At 42.9% G+C, this 21090-nt stretch carries 13 protein-coding genes and 2 pseudogenes; 6 read left to right on the forward strand and 9 right to left on the reverse strand.

Annotation, left to right across the window (positions count from 1 at the left end):
* Positions 1-4 precede the first annotated feature (4 nt).
* From NIES592_RS11145 to NIES592_RS11155, 3 genes and pseudogenes are all read left to right on the forward strand, one after another.
* Positions 5-345, forward strand: a pseudogene (locus NIES592_RS11145) (CAP domain-containing protein); the annotation flags it as partial.
* A 406-nt stretch (positions 346-751) separates the two neighbouring features.
* Positions 752-1447: a CAP domain-containing protein gene (locus NIES592_RS11150; protein WP_062246353.1), complete on the forward strand. Its 696-nt coding sequence runs from the start codon at positions 752-754 to the stop codon at positions 1445-1447.
* A gap of 102 nt (positions 1448-1549) precedes the next feature.
* Entirely contained in the window at positions 1550-2413 is an 864-nt protein-coding gene (locus NIES592_RS11155) for an alpha/beta fold hydrolase (protein ID WP_073555763.1), read from the forward strand.
* 75 nt (positions 2414-2488) lie between these two features.
* Here NIES592_RS11155 and NIES592_RS11160 read toward each other — a convergent pair whose 3' ends face one another.
* The 5 genes from NIES592_RS11160 to carA all read right to left on the reverse strand — a co-directional run bounded on the left by NIES592_RS11160 (position 2489) and on the right by carA (position 6795).
* Positions 2489-2791, reverse strand: a complete 303-nt coding sequence (locus NIES592_RS11160) for a DUF1816 domain-containing protein (protein ID WP_009454169.1) — start codon at positions 2789-2791, stop codon at positions 2489-2491.
* 82 nt (positions 2792-2873) lie between these two features.
* Entirely contained in the window at positions 2874-3818 is a 945-nt protein-coding gene (rlmB, locus tag NIES592_RS11165) for a 23S rRNA (guanosine(2251)-2'-O)-methyltransferase RlmB (RefSeq protein WP_062246357.1), read from the reverse strand.
* Positions 3819-4095: 277 nt separating this feature from the next.
* Positions 4096-4578 carry a Mini-ribonuclease 3 gene (locus tag NIES592_RS11170; RefSeq protein ID WP_062246359.1) on the reverse strand — a complete coding sequence of 161 codons (483 nt, stop codon included), beginning with the start codon at positions 4576-4578 and terminating at the stop codon, positions 4096-4098.
* Positions 4579-5087: 509 nt separating this feature from the next.
* Positions 5088-5492, reverse strand: a complete 405-nt coding sequence (locus NIES592_RS11175) for an STAS domain-containing protein (protein WP_062246362.1) — start codon at positions 5490-5492, stop codon at positions 5088-5090.
* A gap of 124 nt (positions 5493-5616) precedes the next feature.
* Positions 5617-6795: a glutamine-hydrolyzing carbamoyl-phosphate synthase small subunit gene (carA, locus tag NIES592_RS11180; protein ID WP_062246364.1), complete on the reverse strand. Its 1179-nt coding sequence runs from the start codon at positions 6793-6795 to the stop codon at positions 5617-5619.
* Positions 6796-7425: 630 nt separating this feature from the next.
* Between carA and NIES592_RS11185 the strand changes: the two genes are divergently transcribed.
* Complete coding sequence (locus NIES592_RS11185) at positions 7426-8523, forward strand: retropepsin-like aspartic protease family protein (RefSeq protein ID WP_073555764.1); 1098 nt, start codon at positions 7426-7428, stop codon at positions 8521-8523.
* Here the strand turns inward: NIES592_RS11185 and trpD are convergent.
* On the reverse strand, positions 8453-9556 hold the full coding sequence (trpD, locus tag NIES592_RS11190) for an anthranilate phosphoribosyltransferase (RefSeq protein WP_062246369.1): 1104 nt from the start codon (positions 9554-9556) through the stop codon (positions 8453-8455). The two genes, NIES592_RS11185 and trpD, sit on opposite strands and share 71 nt — an antisense overlap.
* A 289-nt stretch (positions 9557-9845) precedes the next feature.
* Here trpD and NIES592_RS11195 point away from each other — a divergent pair, with 289 nt between their 5' ends.
* On the forward strand, positions 9846-14132 hold the full coding sequence (locus NIES592_RS11195; RefSeq protein WP_073555765.1) for a PAS domain S-box protein: 4287 nt from the start codon (positions 9846-9848) through the stop codon (positions 14130-14132).
* A gap of 358 nt (positions 14133-14490) precedes the next feature.
* Positions 14491-15639, forward strand: a pseudogene (locus tag NIES592_RS11200) (acyl-CoA dehydrogenase family protein); the annotation flags it as partial.
* A 183-nt stretch (positions 15640-15822) separates the two neighbouring features.
* On the opposite strand, the gene NIES592_RS11205 reads toward NIES592_RS11200, so the two are convergent.
* From NIES592_RS11205 to NIES592_RS11215, 3 genes are all read right to left on the reverse strand, one after another.
* Positions 15823-16035, reverse strand: a complete 213-nt coding sequence (locus NIES592_RS11205; RefSeq protein WP_062246373.1) for a hypothetical protein — start codon at positions 16033-16035, stop codon at positions 15823-15825.
* A gap of 320 nt (positions 16036-16355) precedes the next feature.
* Positions 16356-17486 (reverse strand): hypothetical protein, encoded by a 1131-nt coding sequence (locus tag NIES592_RS11210; protein ID WP_073555766.1) that lies wholly within the window; start codon positions 17484-17486, stop codon positions 16356-16358.
* Between the two features lie 129 nt (positions 17487-17615).
* Complete coding sequence (locus tag NIES592_RS11215; protein WP_073555767.1) at positions 17616-21032, reverse strand: virulence factor SrfB; 3417 nt, start codon at positions 21030-21032, stop codon at positions 17616-17618.
* Between the last annotated feature and the right edge of the window lie 58 nt (positions 21033-21090).

The following is a 21090-nucleotide window of genomic DNA, read 5'->3' on the forward strand; positions in this document are numbered from 1 at the left end:
GGATTCTAAAGGTATGTCTTTGGCAGCAAGAGATCATGTCAAAGACCAAGGGCCTAAAGGTGCAACTGGTCACTATGCTAGTGATGGTAGCGATCCCTCCGTGCGTATGAATCGTTATGGCAAATGGCTAGTCACTGCTGGGGAGAACATTAGCTATGGCCCAAGCACTGCTCAAGAGATCGTTATGTAGTTGATTATTGATGATGGCGTCAGCGATCGCGGTCATCGCAAAAACATCTTTAACCCCGCTTTAAAGTTGCAGGGGTTGCTTATGGAAGCCATGCCAAATACCGAACAATGTGCGTGATAGATTATGCAGGTGGCTATCAGGAAAAATCTAGTTAATTTTGTTGATAGTTGATTGTTGATTTTTAGTAGTTAGTTGGTTAAAAACTTTTTATAAATAAAGGGTTTTTAACCGTAAATAATTCAGTTTTGCACCAATTCAAAATTTATACAATATTCTTGCATCCAAGAAAATTCCTTCCAAAAAAATTGTTAAAAATCTCATCAGTATTACTTCTTGGCAAGCACATCCGGAAAGTTTCTCTTATTCTGTGGATCTCAACATATATTCTGATTTTTCACTGGATCTAGAAAACCTCTCTCTTACAAAACTACCGTGTTTTACCCCCCTAAATCCCCGCGATTTCGGGGGGAAACCGAAAATCCAGTCCCCTCCCCTTTACAAGGGGAGGGTTAGGGTGCGGTTAAACCAGGATTCATACCATGTCAAGTTTTGAGGTAATTAATGCATCGGCTGCTATCTTGGATATTTACTCCTATTTCTCTCATCTCTGGCTGTACTGTAAATCAAGTGCTACAACCTTACTCTGTGGCTACTGAAACACCTGTAGCGACTTCTGCTCCCCAAATACAGGCAGATTACCTCTCGCCACTGGAACAACAAGTAATTGTGGAAATGAATAAAGCGAGGACAGATCCCCAAAGTTATGTTGCTGTACTCGAAGAGTATAAAAGTCGCTTTGTGGGTAATCAAGTCCGAATTTCTCACAATGTCTATTTACAAACTCAAGAAGGTGTGGCGGCTGTTGATGAAGCGATCGCATATCTCAAATCAGTTCGCCATATGGGTGCTTTAAGGCCATCTCAGGGTATGTCTTTAGCAGCAAAAGATCACGTCAAAGACCAAGGTTCCACAGGTGCAACAGGTCATGATGGGAGTGATGGTAGCGATCCCTTCACGCGCCTGAGTCGCTACGGAACTTGGCAAAGTACTGCTGGTGAAAACATTAGTTATGGTTCGCACACAGCCCAAGATATTGTTATGCAGCTAATTATCGATGATGGAGTGAGCGATCGCGGTCATCGCCACAATATTTTTAACCCAGCTTTTAAAGTTACGGGAGTCGCTTTTGGTATTCACCCCACTTACAGGCAGATGTGCGTTATTAATTATGCAGGAGGATATATAGAATCAGTGTAAGAAGATGAAGATGGGATCATTCTTGTCAACTGATTTAGCGACAGTCACTACAATTTTAGTTGTGGGCTGTAATTGTGTCATGCAAAAGTAAGGCTTAGAATCATGGGCGATCGCTCTTATTTTCAAAATTCCCCGGCCATACCTCTCAATGTCTACATTCAAGGTGAAGGCTTCCCCATTCTCTGTTTACACGGTCATCCTGGTTCTGGTTCTAGTCTTTCTGTTTTCACCCATCACCTCTCCAAACGCTTCAAAACTTTTGCCCCAGACCTTCGTGGCTATGGCAAAAGTCGGTTTAATGACAATTTTGACATGAATGACCATTTAAATGACCTAGAGAGCCTGCTAGACAGTTTTCAGATGCAAAAATGTCTGATATTGGGTTGGTCGCTGGGTGGCATTTTAGCGATGGAATTGGCACTGCGGCTACCTGAACGTGTCACAGGGTTAATTTTGGTTGCCACTGCTGCAAGACCGAGAGGAAACCATCCACCTATAACTTGGGAGGATAATCTCTACACTGGAATTGCCTCTGTTTTGAACTTGATTAAGCCAGGTTGGCAGTGGAATATTGAGACATTCGGCAAGCGATCGCTATTTCGCTACCTGATCCAACAACATACTGCTACTACCTATAACTACATAGCCAGGGATGCTGTGTCAGCCTATTTACAAACTTCAGCGACTGCAACTCGGGCTCTCTACACGGCAATCAAAGCAGGTTACAATCGCCTCGCTGACCTTGAACAAATTCAGTGTCCTGCTTTAGTACTAGCAGGTTCTCAAGACTACCACATCACACCCGACTCTAGTATAGAAACAGCCCGACACCTGAAAAATTGCCAGTGGCAGTGCTATCCAAACACTGCTCACCTTTTCCCATGGGAAATTCCCGATCAGGTATTGAGTGATATAGATAGTTGGTTGGAAGGGCATCCAGAAACAGTCAATAGATTTAGTCAATAGATTTAGTTGATAGTTGGCGGTTGACAGTTGCTTGGAGCTACCAACAACCAACAAACAACAAAAAAAGCCTTGTAATCACATTTGACCGCTAAAGGCAGGCTGTACTTTGCGGTCAATCCGTTCCCCCAGGTCTTCAGCAATTGTCAAGACATCTGGTTTGCAGCGTTTTACATTCACAATGATTCCTTGGGCCCCTTCTTGTTCCAAATCTTCTACATACCCTTTAATAGCGGCCTTTGCTTCTGCCGAGTTGAGAAATGGACCAAAGTAGTACGTACATTTGGGATTCTCTGTTGCAATTTCAACCCACCAAGCCAATCCCAAAGTCTGAAATGTATTAATCAAAAATTCCCTAGATTGTTCCCAAATAGTTTTCATGGTCTTTGCCAGTTGTTTTAACGTTGTATTGGGTTGTAAACGTTTGCTGCTGTTTTGTGGTTTTACATTTCTTTTTACTTCTTTATACTCTGTTACTATTGTTTTTCCAAGTAGTTTTTTGTAGTTTATCGAAGTGTAGCGTATTTTTTTCCCAGCGTTGACGATAAATTTCATACAATGCCATCCCCGCAGCAACGGAGGCATTGAGGCTAGGAGTCTTACCCTGTAAAGGAATTGATACTAAGACATCACAACAACGTTGTGTCAACAAACTTAGACCTTCTCCTTCAGATCCCACTACTAAAACGATCGCACCATTGAAATCTACTGTGTTGATCGGTTCGCTACCTTCACAAGCAGTACCGTAAATCCAGAAACCTGCGGCTTTCAATTCTTCCAAAGCACGGTGCAGATTCACTACTCTCGCAACTGGAAAGTGTTCTAAAGCACCTGCTGCTACTTTCATAACTGTAGAAGTGATTCCAGAAGCCCGCCGTTGGGGGATAATCAACCCTTGAGCGCCAATCGCTTCTGCTGTACGAATAATTGCTCCTAAGTTATGGGGATCAGTGATCCCATCAGCAGCAACAATGACTGGATTGGTTACGGATTTGCTGTTTTCGATCAACTCGTGTAATTCGATGTAGGCATAGGGAGCAATTTGTGCTGCTACACCTTGATGATTACCACCTTCAGTAATTTGATCTAAGCGCTTGGGTTCTACCTCATCAATGATCGTGCCATTGTCCTTAGCTTGTAAAATCAGAGAGTGAAAACGGGGATCATAGCGTAGGCGAGAAGTAATCCAAATACGATTCAGCAGGCGCTGACTTTCCAAGGCACTCAAGACTGGATAGCGACCATAAATCAAATCGCTATCTTGAGTTGGTTTGTGCTGGTTTTGTCCATCCACCTTTTTCATCGGAGGACGAAAAGAAGGAGAAACGACTCGCTTGCCCTTAAGTTTCAGGGTTTGCCCACGATTCTTTTCACCAGAAGTAATAATTTTTTTTGTGTTGTTTGTCATGAGATTTTGATGTTATACGTAGGAGCGGGCATCCAATAAATAGAAGGCACAAGGAAGTAAGATTATTTTCATGTGTTCTGGTGACAAATTATTCTTCATCACAGCTACTAAAAAAATTAATCATATTTAGGTTTTTGGTATCTTGTTGTTAGGCTTTGTCAGTGACAGTATTGTCGTTGTCCATAAGCTGTCAGAGTCGGATTCAACTCATAACTTCACCACCATAGTTTACCGAACACACAATAAGCAATTGTCCTGTCATGAGACAATTTTCTCATTACTTTTCTAATTGCAGCCTTTGTAATAGTTCAGCTAAGCGTGGCTGATCAGTAAGATATAGATAGCCGATTAAAGTTTCTAAGCTAGTTGCTTGTTGATATATTTCGGGATCTAATCGCTTGGGACGTCCTGTGCTGGCGTTACGGCCCCTTCGGACTATTTCTAACTCGCTGTGTCGCAGATGGGGAGTAAGCGATCGCAAGTGTAGCGCCTGCGTTTCTGCCCTTACCTGCGCCACTACCAGACGATGGTAACTTTGGCTTCGCTGCGGCGGCAGCAGATAATACATCCTAACATAAAGTTCATACACTGCATCTCCCAAATATGCTAAGGCAGCAGGAGAAAGTTTTTGTAGTTGTGCTTGGTCAATTTGCTGCTGAGACAAATTTTCTATTGTTGCCTGCATGAACTGCCAACAAGATGAATCTAACACTTTAGTTTCACCTTGTTCATTCAATAAATTTTCCTCCTTTGATTTCACAAGCGATGATTCCTTGCAGACTATATTTGGGAGGTTGGAAATAATGCATTTTTTCTGAGCGTTGGCTCTGTTGCAGTTATCACAAGCATTGTGCGGGAAGAAAATTTGTTATTCAAATATAGTTAGTGAGTCGCTAACGTTTTGTCAACTATTGTAAACAATTAATTAACGCTAGGGGCATCATTAGATTTTGGATTTTGGATTTTGCGAAAAATTTGTACACGCGCAGCGTCCCGGACGGAACTTAGGAACTTGTACCCTATGGGTAACTGTTAGTCACCAAGAGCTTAGTAAGCAGATGAGTATTCTCCCTTGAGATCAGCTTTATTTAAGATTAGAATGAACTTTGAAATTGTGAAGCACCATTATCTCATTCTTCATAGTTTTTTTGGGATTGTCTTCTCGAAAAGTCAACTGTGAAAGGTTAGCAGTCATGCCAAATTATGACAAAAATTAAGCTATCCAGATAAAAGCATCGGATAGCTAATTTTATCGGCGCAGTCAAGCAATCAAGAAGGGTTTTTGAGGTTTTCTAAAGCTGCATCGACTGATGTCTGCAACATTAAAAACTTCTCCAAACGGACAAGCTTGACTGTTTGAGTTACGCGGGCATTAGTGACAATTTGCAAAGTACCTTCAGCATTTTGTGCCTGCTTGGCTAACTGTACCAAAGCACCCAAGCCGGAGCTATCAACAAAATCGATTTGCGAGAGATCCAGAATAATGTGTTTGGGACCCTCGTCAATCTTGCTTCCTAATACTTTGCGAAACGTCGGTTCCGAAAACGCGTCTAACAAACCTGTGAGGCGGAATAGCTGACAGTTATCCCGGACTTCACGAGTACCTCTCAGGCTAACGGTTAGGTTCAGTGGCTCAGCAATAATTCCCTCCTCATATTTATGTTGAACGCTCAAGTATAGATGGTTTTGGTAGATGTTGTCTACATTGGGGATTGGGTATCAGTGATCAGTTTCCTTTCTCTGTTCACTGAGTTAATCTTCACTGTCACGAGTCCCCAATCTCGCGCTTTCTCCATTTTTACTTTATTTTTACCTCATTAGAACTGTTTGGTGTTTGGCGAGCTGCGCGCATTGCTTGTACAAAATTCTCAAACAGGTAATCAGCGTCGTGAGGACCAGGAGAAGCTTCTGGGTGGTACTGCACAGAGAACACAGGTAGATTCTTGTGACGTACTCCAGCAATAGTGCGATCATTTAAGTTCAGGTGGCTGATTTCTACAACAGCTTCGGGTAGGGTGTCTGGGTTAATAGCAAAACTGTGGTTTTGACTGGTAATTTCCACCCGTTTTTCCAAACCTGCTGGTTGATTCAAGCCACGATGCCCAAATTTAAGTTTATAAGTTTCTGCTCCCAAAGCATGACCTAAAATTTGATGTCCCATGCAAATGCCAAACATGGGTTTTTGAGCCGACAGTAAAGCCTTGGCAGTCTCAATACCTTCGGTGACAGCCGCCGGATCACCAGGGCCATTAGAGAGAAAAATTCCATCTGGATTGTATTTGAGAATTTCTTCAGTAGGGGTGTGGGCTGGAACAACGATAACACGGCATCCATAACTTGCTAAGCGGCGTAAAATATTGCGTTTGATGCCAAAGTCTAGGGCCACAACAGTCAAGGTTTCATCAGAATTAGCTTTTGCTTGTGGGTTAAATTCCCAAACGGGGTCAGTAGTTTCTGACCATTCATATGGTGTTTGGGTAGTCACTTCACGAACCAGATTTAATCCACTCATGACAGGAGCTGCTAATACCCGTTCTAGCAATTCTGCTTCGTCCAGAATTTCTGTAGAAATGCCGCCATTCATAGCTCCATAGATCCGAATTTTGCGGGTCAAGGCGCGGGTATCTATGCCGTAAATGCCGGGTATTTGGTGCTGTTTGAGGTAGTCCGGTAACGATTGCGAACAGCGCCAGTTACTTGGTCGGGTACAAATATTGCGTGCGATCGCTCCTCGTACTTGGGGTCGAGCGGATTCTTCATCCTCTGGATTCACACCTGTGTTACCCAGTTCTGGATAAGTAAAAACTACTATCTGACCACAATAACTAGGGTCAGTCAGGACTTCTTGATATCCAGTCATACCAGTGTTAAATACCACTTCCCCGATCGCAGTGCCTGTAGCACCAAAAGACCAACCGCGATAAGTGGTTCCATCGGCAAGGACAAGTAAGGCAGGTATTGCTTCAAACAGAGCCATAGATTATATAAGTCAAAAAAATAGGAATAGGGGATTGGGGATCAGGGATCGGGGAGACAAGGGATAACAACCAACAAACAACCACTAATTACCAATGTACAAACGCGAGGAACATCGCGTCTCTACCCATCAACAATCAACAACCAACAAACAACCACTAATTAATATCCTGTGCACTGCGAAGGATAATTATCCCATAAATTTAGATTTGTCTATTTTATATATGACGTTAACAAATAATTAAGGATTGTATTTCATAGCTTTATTACCTGTATTTTCATTAGAGTTCCCATGAAAAAATTTTTAGGTTAATTTTCTGACAGCCTTTTTCCTTTTGCTTCCTACTAGTTCACCAAATTGATTTTGATAGGTGAGCCAGATCCCCGACTTTTTGAAAAGTCGGGGATCTGACGCCTCACTAAAGAGTCAAAACTTATTTGGTCGAGTACTGTACTACTTTATTTGAATTGCTTTGTCTGCTTGCATTACAATAGCAAAAGATAAAAATGCTCTCGAATGTTTATCGGCTACGGCATTATATTAAAGATGTAGTGTCTACTTTATCCAGCCGGATACAGGTACTATTCCAAATATCGTGGGTGTAGGGGAAGGTATGCGTTCTAAACAATTATGCTTCAGTCTTTTTTATCCCAGGCTACGCTAATATTTCTTTCCACCACACTGGCGATTTTTACTGTTGCCTGTCGTGAAGACAAACAGGCTGTTGTGAATCATGAGCAACAACAACCAAAAGCAACACAAAAAAGTGCGATCGCTTCTGGTGAGAACACACCATTACCAACAATAAGTCCACAACCACAGCAATATCAAGCTTCTGAACTTCAACCCAGTACATTTGAACTGGGACTAGATAAAGCAGCTAGTGCTGATGCGATTAGTCAATCTGCTCAATCAACAGAAGATTGGAATTTAGTAGTTACTCAGTATCAAGATGCGATCGCGTTGATGAAACAAGTAGATCGACAAAGTTCCTACTTTCCCAGCGCTCAAGATAACATCATTCAATATCAACGCCGCATCAAATACGCCCAACAGCAAGCTTTCTCTCCCAAGGAGCCACCACCACAATTAGTCACACAGGTACAAGCTTCTAAAGCGCAACCTTCTAAAATAGTACTTGTGGTTCCTCAACCTTCTACCAAACCAGCGATTGTACCAAAAACCCAACAAGCACCAATCAACAACTACCAACCACCAACCAACAGCAAACAACAGGTCTTTGCAGCACCTACTACACAGCAGCGCCATGAATCTGTAGTGTTTGTCGCCCCCATCAAACGACGAATAGGGGGTACACCAATTATTGATGTTACTTTTAATGGCAATCAGCAATTTGAAATGATTTTGGATACAGGAGCAAGTGGTACAGTTATCACCCAGGGTATGGCAGATGCCCTGGGAATAGTACCTTTTGGGAAAGCCAAAGCAAATACTGCCAGTGCGAAAGCGGTAGAATTCCCTATTGGTTACGTAAATTCAATTGAAGCTGGTGGAGTAACAGTCAACAAAATTCCAGTTGCGATTGCTGGCGCAGAACTAGAAACAGGGCTTTTGGGACACGATTTTTTTGGTGAATACGAGATCACAATCAAGCGTGATGTTGTAGAATTTCGTCCACTATCCCACTCTGAGCAACTCAATCCTTCAGAAACTGGACTAACTGTTCCAACTTCGTCCAAGCCGCACCACTCTGGAGGATATCCCTAGCCAATTGTACACCTTGAGCGTGATCCAACAGTGGTACTGCTTCACCCACTTGCAATGCTAAGGCTGCATTTAGCGCTACTACATCCTGTTGTGCTTGTGTTCCTTTACCTTGCAACACTGCCTTAAGGATTTCGGCATTCTCTTGGAGATCGCCACCTACGATCGCCGTAATGGGAGCAGTATTTATACCGAATTGTACAGGGTCAATGGTAGTAATTGTGACTTCATCTTTTGACAACACAGCCAAGTCAGTAACATCGCCCAAACCTGCTTCATCTAATTTTTCTCGTCCGTGCAGCACGATCGCTTTTTGTGTACCCAGTTGCTGTAAGGCTTGAGCAATTGTTGTTAATAATTGAGGATCAAATACACCAATCACTTGCCCTGTGGGACGTAAGGGATTAACTAACGGTCCGAGTAAATTAAATACAGTCCGCACCTTAAGGTTCCGCCGCAACGAAGCAACCGCCTTGAGGGCTGGATGCCAACCAGGAGCAAACAAAAAAGTGATCCCCACTTCTTTGAGTGCTGCTTCTACCTTCTCACTAGCACAGCTAAGATTTATACCCAAAGCTTCTAATACATCCGCACTCCCAACACGACTTGATGCCGAACGATTACCATGTTTCGCAACAGGTATACCACTAGCAGCAGCAACAAAAGCAACTGCTGTAGAGATATTAAATGTTGATGCTCCGTCTCCTCCAGTACCGCAGGTGTCGATCAGGGGAGTGTGAGGAGATAACGAAGAAAAATTACTTCCTTGTCCCCTTATCCCCTTGTCCCCACCTCTTCCTAGAGACTGAGCTTGCAATACTCCAGCCATACCTGCTAGTTCCTCAGCAGATACACCTTTGCAATGTAGTGCAGCTAAAATAGCTCCCGATAATTCCGGAGGAATAGCCTCACTTAGCCATCCTTGCATCAATTTTTCTGCTTGAGTGCGAGACAAAGACTGACGTTCTAGTAGTTGTTGGAGCAGGTTAGACCAAATCGCAGAAGATTCTTGTACAGGCTGCGAAGAATGGTTCATATACAGATTTATTTAATCAAAATTTAGTCGCCATAAATCAAATTAACTCGAAAAGGTAATTAGTAGTTAGTGGTTGGTGGTTGGTTGTTCAAACCTAGATTATTTTCCTGCCAATTTCCTTACCTTACTACCAGAATTACCGTAAATTTACTATGGCAAACGTAGAGTTAAATAAATTACAAAAATTTCAGGGTAGAGTAACTAGCTAGACCCCACAACAAAGGCATAAAAATTTATTCCCCAGTCCCTGACCCAATCCCTGATCCGTGATCCTTACAGGCAGGTGAAAATGTTCCCTGAAAAGCTGCAAGATGACATTGCTCACAGCAAAAGCGCAGAATATAGGGTGTTAGTAACAGCGATGCCACAAGTTGAAGAACTGTTGTGCGCACTGGCAGATACAGCACCTGTAATGATTTGGATGGCTGGGTGTGACGCAGTTTGTAATTATTTTAACCCTGCTTGGCTAGAATTTACTGGTCGATCGCACTCGGTGGAAGTAGGGGTAGGTTGGTTAGAGGGGGTACATCCTGAAGATAGACAGCAATGTCAGGATCACTATATTTCAGCTTTGAAGAGATACAAAAAGTTTAGCAGACAGTATCGTCTACGTCGAGCTGATGGGGAATATCGCTGGATTTTAGATACAGTTACCTCACGATTTACAGCAAATGGCTGCTTTGCTGGTTACATAGGCTATTGTGTAGATATTACTGATATAGAAGTAAAAAAGTTTTCTTTCACTCAGAGTGAAACCAGACTGCAGCTAGCCGAAATAGGAGTTTGGGATTGGAATTTTAAAACCAAGCAAGTTAGTTGCTCTGAGCAAGTAGAGCAGATTTTGGGCTGGACTCCTAATTATTTACCTACAAACTACAAAGCTTTTCTCAAGCAAGTTTACAAAAGCGATCGCTCAATTGTCAGCCGGGCAATTCGGAGTACTTTACACTCAAAAACTAGCTATGATGCTGATTTTCGGGTGTGGCAAGATGGTAGTGTGCGCTGGCTCAGAGGCAAAGGAGATGTTTTACGGGATCATAACGGACAAGTAACCCGGATGATGGGTACACTCTTAGACATTACCGAGCGTAAACTCACGGAACTAGCTGTGGAAGAAGCCAAACCACAGCTAGAAACTCGCATTGCAGAACGGACAGCAGAATTAATCCCGATCAGTCAAGCCATCGAAAGTACGAGTGATGCGATCGCGATTACCGATATCACAGGTAAACCAATTTATCACAACCAAGCTTTTATTGATTTATTCGGGTACACCGTTGAGGAGATGCAAGCCGTTGGAGGGGCTAGCGCGGTCTATGTTAATGTGACAGAAGCGGCTACGGTTTTCACCACGATTCAAACAGGTCAGTCGTGGAATGGTGTACTGACGATGAAAAATCGCAGTGGTAAATTGATCCAAATCCACCTCCGTGCTGATGCGATCAAAGACACGAATGGCCGAATAATCGGTTTAATTGGCATCCATACTGATATTAGCGATCGCAGACAGGCAGAAAAAGCTTTGCAAGCCAGCTATAGTCTTTTACATTCTGTCATTGACAGTACCTCGGATTTAATTTTTGCCAAAGATTTAGAGGGACGCCATGTGATGGTTAACTCTAGTTTTGCAAATTTTTTGAAAAAACCAATTAAGGAAATCATTGGTAAGAAAGACACTGATTTGTTTACAGCAGATGTTGCTGCTGAGCTTCAAGCAGCAGACAACAGAATCATCAATACTGGTATTTCTAATACCAGTGAAGAATATATACCCGATAACGGAGTCATACGCATTTTTTTATCAACCAAAAGTCCTTGGCGGGATGCTCAAGGTAACATTATCGGCGTAATTGGTATAGCCCGTGATATTACAGAACGTAAAAGTGCTGAAGCAGCCTTACATGAAAGCGAAGCCCAATATCGCCGCTTAATTGAGACAGCAGCAGAGGGTATATGGATACTGGACACAGAAGGTAAGACGAGTTTTGTCAATCCGAAAATGGCCCAAATGCTCGGATACACAGTAGAGGAAATGATCGGAATGCCTTTGTTTGCCTTTATGGATGCACAAGGGCAAGCGATCGCCACTGAACAATTAGAACGTCGTCGCCATGGTATTGCTGAACAACACGATTTGAAATTCCGCCGCAAGGATGGTTCCGAACTGTGGACAATGATTGCTACTAATCCGATCCATGATGCTGCTGGGCATTATGTTGGCACTTTAGGGATGCTTACAGATATTACTGATCGTAAACTTGCTGAAGAAGCTTTGCAAAAAAGCGAGGCTAGAAATAGGGCCATGCTCAACGCGATTCCAGATTTAATGTTTCGCTTTGACAGAAAAGGTACTTATCTAGATTACGTAGCAGCAAAAGACGCAAAATTAGTAGCACCAGCCAATGAAATCATCGGTAAATTTGTCCATGAACTCTTACCGCCCAGTGTGGCGCAGCAAGTAATGTACTACACCGAACAAGCTCTTGCTGAGCGCAGCATCCAGATTTTTGAGTACCAGCTGCCAATAGAAGGAGAAATACGCGACTATGAAGCACGAATAGTACCAAGCGGTGACGATGAAATTTTAGCTATTGTCCGCGAGATTAGCGATCGCAAAAAAGCCGAAGCAGCTTTGCAAGCACTTGTTGCTGGGACTGCTTCTGTAACGGGTGAAGAATTTTTTCCGGTTCTGGTGCGCCATCTAGCAGCAGCCTTAGGGGTTCGCTATGCGATGGTAGCGGAAAGAATTGGTACAGAATATACTAAAGCCCGAGTTTTGGCATTCTGGATAGACGACAACCTCAAAGAAAATTTTGAGTTTGATTTAGCTCATACTCCTTGTGAAATTGCGATTCAAGAGGGTATTGCTTACTATCCCTATGGGTTACAGCAAGTTTTTCCTCTCAACCAAGACTTAGCGGCTATGCAGGCAGAAAGTTACTTGGGAGCAGCATTTCTCGATACCTCTGGAGTAGCGATCGGTCACATTGCTGTCTTTGATACAAAGCCACTGCTGGCAGAGGAACGGGCTAAAGCAATTCTGAGTATTTTTGCTGCCCGTGCCACAGCAGAACTTCAACGCCAGCGTACAGAAGACGCACTGCGGCAATCTGAACGCCAGTTTCGCGAACTGGCTTGCAAAGAAACACTGCTGAATCGTCTTGCCAGTCAGATTCGGGCTTCTTTGGATATTAATCAAATTCTGGAAAATGCCGTTACAGAAGTTCGCAATTTATTACAACTTGATATGTGTGTTTTCAGCTGGTATCGTGCTGAAGCCGAACCGCCTTACTGGGAAAATGTTCAAGAGGCTAAAAATCCTACTGTACCAAGTTTGCTAGATCTACGATCAACAACAGAAGAAGTAGGGCCAATTGCTCAAAAAGTTTTGCAAAAAGCAATCATCAGATTTGATGATGTTGAAGCAATATCCGATCCTGTATCGCGACAGTTTTTTCTAAGTTTGGGCTTTAAAGCCTCAGTGATTTTACCAGTCCATACCCAATCTGGTGAAATTGGGGGTTTATCTTGCAACCAGTTCACTGATTGTCGAACTTGGCTAGATAGTGAAGTAGAATTATTGCTTGCAGTTACAGATCAAATTGCCATAGCAATTGATCAAGCAGAACTCTACAAACAAAGCCGGATCGCCGCTCAAACTGCCCAAGAAAAAGCGCAACAATTAGAAGAAACTTTACAGGAACTGCAAGCAACCCAAGCACAGTTAGTCCAAACCGAGAAAATGTCGAGTTTGGGACAATTGGTGGCTGGTATTGCTCATGAAATTAATAACCCAGTGAACTTTATTCACGGAAACATTACACACGCTAGTAACTACGCCCAAGACTTACTGCATTTAGTGGAACTTTACCAACAACACTACCCTCAACCAGTAACAGAAATTGCAGAGGAAATCGAAGCGATCGATCTAGAGTTTCTCTGCCAAGATTTGCCTAAACTGTTGGCTTCAATGAAGATTGGCACTGATCGCATTCGTCAGATTGTTCTGTCTTTACGTAATTTCTCCCGCTTGGATGAAGCAGAAATGAAAGCCGTTGATATCCATGAAGGCATTGACAGTACTTTGCTATTGTTACAGCATCGCCTGAAAGCAAAACCGGATCATCCAGAAATTCAGGTTATTAAAGAATACTCCAACCTACCACTGGTAGATTGTTATCCAGGACAGCTCAATCAAGTGTTTATGAATCTGTTGGCAAATGCGATCGATGCTTTGGAAGAGGGACGACTTAGGGGACAGGGAGGACAAACAAGCATTTCTGCCTTTTTTTCTGATCAACAATCCCAAACTCCTACGATTCGCATCCGCACCGAAATTAAGGATGATGTGGTGTTAGTTTGTATAGCCGATAACGGCATAGGAATGACTGAAGATGTGCGGCAAAAAATATTTGATCCCTTCTTCACTACTAAACCCGTAGGTAAAGGTACGGGTATGGGTTTGTCAATTAGCTACAAAATTATTGTTGAAAAGCATCAAGGGAAAATTAAGTGTATTTCAGCACCTGGTCAAGGTACTGAGTTTATTGTTGCGATTCCTCAACAGCAGTCATAATCTTAGATAAACGTGATCTATTCCGCTCAAAACTAAATTTCCAAGTTAATAACAAAAGTTTACTTAAATAGAATAATAGTAATATTTCCAGTAAATTAAGTATTAGATTTTTCTCTATATGACTTATAGTGTACGCAAAAAAAACAAACTTTTTACGTAAATTTAATTAAAGTTTAGTCAAAAATTAACTTACAGGCTGCTAATCTATTACTAATTCACTTTTTGCTGCAACATTTGAACCCTCTAAAACCTGTGACTTACAGGATTTGGGGGGATTCTTTTGTGGGATTGGAGATTGGGAATCCGTGATCGGTGTTTATTGTCCTCCTTCTAAATTTTGTTAAGCTAGCGAAAGCTGATGAATTGCGATCGCCAAGTGTCACCCAAGGAAAACCATTCTGTTTTAGAAATAGCCCATTCCTACTTGCTCAACTCAGTTGCAGTCAAAGCTAACGAGATAGACAGCAACCCGGATGCGCTGATGCACGCACTGCAAGGACTCAGAGATTTAGGCTTGCTGGCGTTACGTGTTCCCCAGAATTGGGGTGGTAAGGAAATTAGTGAAGAAACCTTTAGTGATTTTCAAGAACTGGTAGCAAGATACTCTGGTGCTTTAGCTTTTTTGCAAACTCAACACCAAAGCGCTGCTGCAATGCTAGTTGCTAGCAGTAATTCTGTTCTGAAGCAGGAGTATTTACCACGTATAGGTAAAGGTGAACTTTTAATTGGTGTCGGCTTTTCGCAGTTGAGGCGGGGAGGTGAACCGCTAACGATAGCTAAACTTGTTCCAGGAGGGTATCAATTAGATGGAGTTGTGCCTTGGGTAACAGGATGGGGAATGTTTGATGATTTTATCGTTGCTGCTACCCTTCCCGATGGGCGTGCTGTTTTCGGCGTAGTTCCTTTTCAAGACACCTACCAAAACTCAACAAGCAGGATTACATTTACCTCCCCAGCTGAACTAGCAGCAATGACATCAACCAATACCGTCACAGCCAACTTAAATAACTACTTTCTACCTCAAGAGCGCGTAGTTTCCATTAAACCAGCCGGATGGATTCATGAAAACGACAAAAATAACATCCTTCGTGCCACCTTTTTAGCTACAGGTTGCGCCTTCGCTGGTTTAGATATTATCGAATCCGCCCTACAGACAAAATCATTGCCTGCGATCGCGGCGGCTTTGACAGCTTTGCAACAAGAATTAAACCACTGTCGCACTGCCATTCGTCAGCTACAGAAAAATACTCATGCCCAACTGTCACAAAAACTACAACTACGAGCCTGGGCAATTGATTTAGCAACACGCATTGCTCACGCAGCCGTCACCGTTTCTAGTGGTGCTGCTAATTATTTACATCATCCTGCACAGCGCGTTTACAGAGAAGCACTGGTATTTACTGTCACCGGGCAGACAAGCGCTGTGATGGAGGCGACACTGGAGAAGTTGAGTAGGAGGTGGGGAGATGGGGGAGAAAATAGTGATTTATCTTCTTCACCACAAAGACTCCAAGACTCCAAGAAAGATTCATTTCAAAACAGGACTGTAACAAGGGTAGTGATACCATTTCACCATAAGTCTGATAGACTTGGTGAACTGGAAGACAAGGAGGACAAGGAAGACAAGGGAGAGAATTTGTATCAATAATTTTGTGAAAGAAGTAAGATTATTCGCGTTTCCATATTTTTCTTAAATGCGATCGCCCAGAAAATTAGTTACAAAGTCTCCCTTGTCTCCCTTGTCTTTGTTGTCCCCCGTGTCCTTCTTTTCTACGTGATCATTAATTTTCGACTTATCTTTGACTATAACGTTAACTCGAACGCCGACGCCTTCTTTAACCAAGACACGGACTTTAACAATGAGATTACCGACTTTGACTAAAACCTCTACCTTAACCGGCATGAGTTTTTCTTTTTAAGGATTAAAACATCCCTTTAAAGCTGGCATAGATGAATGAGGCTATCAGTTCAATTTAATACAGTTGTCAAACTTTAAATTGTGATGAGCAACACAATTATTAGGGAATGAGTGTATTGTGTTTGAACGCCTTCAAAAGCCAGTGTAAAAGTTAATTAAATATTTTCTGGAGATGAGTTATAAACAAATTCAAGCTTGATGAGAGGCTGGTAATTTTATGAAATATCGGAAATTATTGAGTATTTTACATTACATCTGGGGTGGATTTTAGAGCTTTTATGTGGTTGCAAGTGAATTATTTCACCTTACCCCTCAGAGGAAGAACGGAACAAAACACGTCCTGGAATTACCTCATCGTTGATCTTGGCACACACCCGTAGACAGGCGGAAACTTCTCCTGGTACACCACCAATATTTAGTTGTAAATCGTCTTTTGACCAAGTGTAGATATCGGCGTAGGTTCCCCACAATGGCCGTATTTGCACTTGATAACCTGCATCACGCGCTTTTTCCACCACACTATCAAGAGTGCGCCGCGCTTCTTGTTGGAGTTTCCCCCACCAAGAAAAGCGATCGCACGGTGGCAAATATACCAAAGAATGAATCGCCTCATCTAAATCTAATCTGGCACGAAGTGCGATCGCTGGGTCAGCATCGGTAGTGATAAGGACACGCTGAAATCGGTCGATAAGTGCCGTAACATACTTAGACTTTTCCGACTCCGAATTTAAAGACCTGACACCAAAACGATCTACACTTTTTAGAGCATGGTGTAAACACGTATCTATATCGATAAACTTTAAACAAACAGATACAATTCCCGCCAATAAATCTAACTCCCCGCCCCTTGTTTCTACTTGCAATCGGGGATCAAAACCGACCTGATTTGATAGACACAATCCAGTTGCATAAACACTCCCCTGCAAACCAGAGTAAACATGCTCATTCCGACTAAAACCAAACTGTTGCACAGCCAGCTTATCTTCCAAAGCGCCTAACTGACTCGCCTCCGCCAAAATACATTCCCGCCAAGTATGAGCAAGTTTTTCCGGAACCCGTAGCAGCAAGCGTTGAATTTCATTCCACAAATCAACATCATTGTTGCTGTGAAACTTGTACGCACCAATAAATTGCAACAATTCTTGATCAGCCAACAAAGCATCAGCAATATGTTTCAGTTTCTGTTCCCCTGATAATTCCAAGTGAATTGGTTCAAATACCTCCTCCCAGGTGGGGGGGGTAATAACTTTTGATTTTTGTGGTTGCAGAAGTTGATCTAATTCGCGTACAAGTTCCTGACAAGCACTGCTACCGGAATCTGTTTTTGCTTCCTTAAGTGCTTCTTGTAATTGAGTCCGCAGTCCATGTAAACCTAACCGCAGTACCCAAGCTAATTGTGAATCCTCTATTTCCAATAACTTGCTGAGGTGCTGCATGTTCTCTCCATTATTTCTGCAAAACTAACGCAAAATCCTCTGTTGTATTTTCCTTCGCGCTCTTTGCGCCTTCGCGGTTTAATATATTTTTGAACCACGAAGACGCCAAGGACACGAAGGAAGAAGTTTTTAATGCAATCCGCAAAATGGATCGCGTTCTGTCTCGACGTTGTTAGACTGGGCTTGGAGGGAATCTCGATAAACACATCCCTCTATTTTCAGACATTCGGGGTTTGTTGATGTCCAGTATGGTACTTCAAAGGGGTGGATGCGCAGGATACCTTGTTTGTTGAGGGAAACGTAATATTTACAAGGATATTCTGATTGGATTTCTGGTTGGGGAAGTTCACCGATGAGTTCCCATTTGTTGGATTCTGGGTGACGAAATTGGAAGTAAAATGTGTGTTTACCACTGGCGGGGAAAGGGGGTAATTCTGCGATTAAGCCTAGTCCTTGGATTTGGGTGTCGGCTTCGTTGTAGCGGAAGGTGTGTAGGTCTTGGTTTTGATTGCTGGAAAAGAGTACTGTGTGAGCATCGGTTTTGAAGACGTTGGCTGATTCGGCGACGTTGACGGCGATGTCACAAACGACTTCGCCTTGATCAGAAATTACTGTTTGTGTACCGATCGCTTGGGCGGCATCAAGGCAAGGTATATTGACGGGGATGAGATAATGGGGTTTGCCTCGGGATAATAATAGATCTATGTCTAGTTTTTGGTTGATTTCAAATTGAACTTGAATGTGGTTTTTGAAGTCTTCTTCGTTCATGCCTAATTTTTTCATCAGGATGTCGCCGTTGTAGCTACCCCAAAGTTGCAGTTTCATGTTCTCGAAGTCTTGGCGCCTGATGTTGTTGGTTAATTGCATCCCCATCCAACGACTGCGATATTTGGCGATCGCATCTGTGGCTTGCAGTTGATATAGTTCTTGTCCGGCGTGGAAGATGGGATCGGGACTACCGCCGATGACTTCGCGGACGAAAGAACAGGGAAGAAAGTAAAACAGGTTTTTGACGTCTATGTATAGTTGGTTGGCGCCTTTTTTGAGTAAGTCTTTGGCTTTTTGGGGGGAGAAGCTGAGTTGGCGGAGTTTTTCGGCGAAGCAAGCGCCGGCGGATGTGGCGAGTTTGGTGTATTCTGGTTCAAAGGTGACGCGTTCTTCGTTCCAAAGGAAGTAGTCGGATTTGCTGAAGACGCGGTAGAGTTCGCGTTCGACGATTTCTAAGTTGCAGGTTTTCCCGGAGAGGATGAGCCAATCGACTGTTTCCGGGGAGTTACCAGGGTTGAGGGATTGGTTTTTAAAGGCGTTTTCGATTAATCCTTGAGCGATACCGACGGCTTCCCGAACTACGGGTGCGACGGCTTTTTCAAATTGTTCGACGGTGAGGGTGACACTGAGGCGATCGCTGGTGCTGGTAGGTAGGGTGATATCGTTGTGTAGTAGGAGTTCGGAGATTTTTTGACCATCGAGGATAAATACTGGTGTATCGAGGGTTTGACGTTTCTGTCCGAGGGTGAGTTTAGCTGCTTCGGCGTGTTCCCAAAGGGTGTAGAATGTTTGGGCGCGGGATGGGGCGCTTTTCCACCGCGTAGGTAGGACTTTTTCGGCGTCGTTGAGTGCTTCTTTGTAGGCTTCGCCTTCGCGGACTTCGTTATCGACACATGCTAACAGCGAACCTGGCTGGAATTTACCGTTTTGCAGGAAGCGATCGCTTAGTTCTTCTGGTTGAACTTTTAAGATATCTTTGGGCAAAGTTTCATCTACAATGGCAGTCAGTAAACAGTCGGCGATCGCTGCTTTTAACAATAAGAATAGTCGCAGGGTTATGAGTTCGCCGCCCAGTTGCAGATGTCCAGAGGAACCAAGTAACTTCGGTGTAAGTTTATAGTAGCGTCCGCCGTCGCCTCGGTCTTCTCCTGGTTCAAAGGGGTTGATTTCTTCTAGGGAAAGACGAATTAAGGCTAAGTCGGTAGTACCACCGCCAATATCCAACACCATGACATTTTGCCACCACTTGTCCCCATCCCGGCGACAGCGAGTCTTGAAAGATTCGATTCCTAAATTTAAATCGCCGCCAAATTCTCGCCACAGGAAAAATATCGCTACCGAAACAGCTTCGTCATAAGCCATTTGCACGTCTTCGATATCTAGCTGTTTTACCAACTGTTCAATTTCCCGCCGGACAAAAGGTGAAGCGATGGTGGGGTAAGTTACCACCGTGCGATAAAATTTCCCTTGGGAACACTTACCGGAACGCTGGCGATATTTTTCAGTTAACTCGATTAATTGCGCATACGCCGCTTGCAATAGTTTGTTAACAGGAATGGAAGCTTCTTTCCCATTGAGACTAATTTGAAAAGAACGTTCTTGTCCAAAATAACGTTTTGGCGAATGCAAAAACCTGCTTTCAATTCCTTCGCCTTGTCTAATTGCATCCAGACGATGTTGTTTTGCTTGTTCACCCAAACTAACTTTGACTTTGAGCGGATCGTTGGTTGGTAAAAACGGTTCTAAGCCAATAACTTCCAACTCGCTAGCAATTTCACTCAAACGTCGGTCTTTATCTAACTCTACCGATATCAAACTTTGCCATTCCAAAGGCGGAACCCGAAACACTTCGTGATAAATTTGATTTAAACGTTTACTAGCAGCCCGACGAAACCAAGGTAAACGCTTACTCAGGGCAATTTCAATTTGGCGAATTGCTTCTAAAAATTGCTCTCCGTTTAAATTGCGTAAATTGACATTACTATCACCCTGGACATTCTTACTCACTTCAATTAAAAATTTTTGCCATTCCTGCGCCCACGCATCCTGAGTTACACCAGCGATATTATCCACCGGACGTTGAGTTAACCATGTCGATAGGCGATCGCGTAACCTCAGCTCTTGTTCACTAGGTAAACTATGGGGTGTCACAATAACTTTCGGATCGTAAAGCGTAACTGTGGAATTAGACGTGCCAAAATCGATCGCAAACCAACCAGGATAGTTAATTTCTGGTTGTTGATCGACTTGCTTGACTGTCTCAACATCTAACTTTACTTCCTCATCTGGTAAAGTTTGCGGTGTTGTACTTTTAAATGAGTTGATGACTGAATCTGTAAAAGACATGAGTGGATTTTTCAGTGAATATTCTTTGATTGGATAAGTCCAGATATTGCATTCAGCGCTGATTTGTTTGCTAATAGATAAAAGAGGATCACCCGTCGCCCCGGATTCAAAATACTCGATCGTGACTTGTAAATTACAATTGACACCTGTTGGTAAAGGTTCATTCCAGCGACAATCACTTTGCCTTAATCGCTGGGGAGTAGTAAGCTGTAAAAGCTTATTAGTACCAAAGTTTACACTTTTATAAGCAGATTGCATCGCTGCTGCTAAGTCTTCTGGGACACCAGTAACAAATATATTAATGCGGAAGATATGAGGAAAATGAGGATTAGGAACTGGTCTAATTTCAATTGCTGGTAATAGTAATAAGGATGAATCGTTGGGATGGGTACGTAGTTGGTAACGATTAAATAGTTCTATTTTGATTGGCATTATTATAGATTCCCTTAACATTAATCATAATTTGTGCAAGTTACGCAGTACGCATAGA

The sequence above is a fragment of the Fischerella major NIES-592 genome (genome assembly GCF_001904645.1).
Classification (GTDB): domain Bacteria; phylum Cyanobacteriota; class Cyanobacteriia; order Cyanobacteriales; family Nostocaceae; genus Fischerella; species Fischerella thermalis.